Source organism: Flavobacterium sp., assembly GCF_040382755.1.
Taxonomy (GTDB): domain Bacteria; phylum Bacteroidota; class Bacteroidia; order Flavobacteriales; family Flavobacteriaceae; genus Flavobacterium.
Genome location: NZ_JBEIET010000247.1, coordinates 1 through 1,624, shown reverse-complemented (window position 1 = coordinate 1,624; position 1,624 = coordinate 1). Strand labels below are relative to the sequence as shown.

Genomic DNA, 1,624 nt, shown 5'->3' with positions numbered 1-1,624 from the left:
TTTATATCAAAAGAAACAAAATGATAGAGAAAACTGGAACATGATTGACTCCTCTTTTATTACCACATTACCAGATACTTGGGCTATTAATAAACGATTTGTCATGTTAGCCGTAAATCGCTGGAATGACATTTATGAAAGAGTACTTTTAGGTGGATTAACGTGTGATGGAGACGATTATTACAACTCCGAACAACACATGAATGCCGTGTATTTGCCAAAATATAATAAAGAAAAACCATTATATATTGGCTTTTTTAATACAGGAGCATATCAAGAAAGTATTGGCGGTTATGGCGGTTTAAGTCATTGTATTTTACCACAACCCAAACATATTTTAATTGACAAAGACAAAAACGGAATTTTTGCAACAGAAGTCTTTTCCGAACAACAAAATGCCGAACAAGTCTTAGAAATTTTAGGATACAACAAAAACAAAAACGATAATAAATAAACCCCATGAGTAAAGGACCAATTAGTCAGTTTGTAGAAAAACATTATTTACATTTTAATGCGGCTGCTTTAGTAGATGCTGCAAAAGGATATGAAACCCATTTGTTAGACAACGGGAAAATGATGGTAACGTTAGCGGGCGCCATGAGTACCGCTGAGTTAGGAAAATCATTAGCAGAAATGATTCGACAAGATAAAATTCATATTATTTCTTGTACAGGTGCCAATTTAGAAGAAGATATTATGAATTTAGTGGCACACAATTCATACAAAAGAGTACCAAATTATAGAGATTTATCTCCAGAAGAAGAAAGAGAGTTGTTAGACAATCATTTCAACAGAGTTACAGACACGTGTATTCCTGAAGAAGAAGCGTTTCGTCGTTTGCAACAACATTTATATGATATTTGGAACAAAGCAGACAAAAACAACGAGAGATATTTTCCGCACGAATTTATGTACCAAATGATTAATTCAGGGGTTTTAGAGCAATATTACGAAATTGATCCTAAAGACTCTTGGATGGTTGCTGCTGCAGAAAAGAACTTACCTATTGTGGTTCCAGGTTGGGAAGATAGTACTATGGGTAACATTTTCGCATCTTACTGCATCAAAGGAGAATTTAAAGCATCAACTACTAAAAGCGGTATTGAATACATGATGTGGTTGGCAGATTGGTACCCAAAAAATTGCGCAGGTAAAGGAATTGGATTTTTCCAAGTTGGTGGTGGAATTGCAGGAGATTTCCCTATTTGTGTTGTACCAATGTTATATCAAGATATGGAAATGCATGATGTACCATTTTGGAGTTATTTCTGTCAGATTTCAGATTCAACTACAAGTTATGGATCGTATTCTGGAGCCGTTCCAAATGAAAAAATTACTTGGGGAAAATTAGATATTGATACACCTAAATTTATCGTAGAATCGGATGCAACTATAGTGACACCTCTAATCTTTGCTTACATTTTAGGTTGGTAATAAGAAAAAAAAAAGTTTTAAAAAAATTTAAATTTTAAAATTAGAATACTAAATTTGACAATTAAAATTGATTAAGGCAAACAAGAAATGAAGAGAGTAATTGTAGAGTACGCAAAATTAACAAACGAGATTTTAAACCTATTGGTTGAAAAATTTCCTGATGGATATGATGATTCGGATATTATTCGAT

The 1,624-nt window shown here is 33.1% G+C and carries 1 protein-coding gene and 2 pseudogenes; all 3 read left to right on the top strand.

Translation table 11 applies throughout. The features are described from left to right. A pseudogene (locus ABWO04_RS11780) lies at positions 1-454 on the top strand (arginine decarboxylase); the annotation flags it as partial. 5 nt (positions 455-459) lie between these two features. Continuing rightward, positions 460-1,434 (top strand): deoxyhypusine synthase family protein, encoded by a 975-nt coding sequence (locus ABWO04_RS11775; protein WP_353079878.1) that lies wholly within the window; start codon positions 460-462, stop codon positions 1,432-1,434. A gap of 87 nt (positions 1,435-1,521) precedes the next feature. Then, a pseudogene (locus tag ABWO04_RS11770) lies at positions 1,522-1,624 on the top strand (DNA primase); the annotation flags it as partial.

Excerpts from the sequence above, each read along its gene's own strand:
- ABWO04_RS11775 (WP_353079878.1), top strand. The coding sequence starts at position 460 with ATGAGTAAAGGACCAATTAGTCAGTTTGTAGAAAAACATTATTTACAT.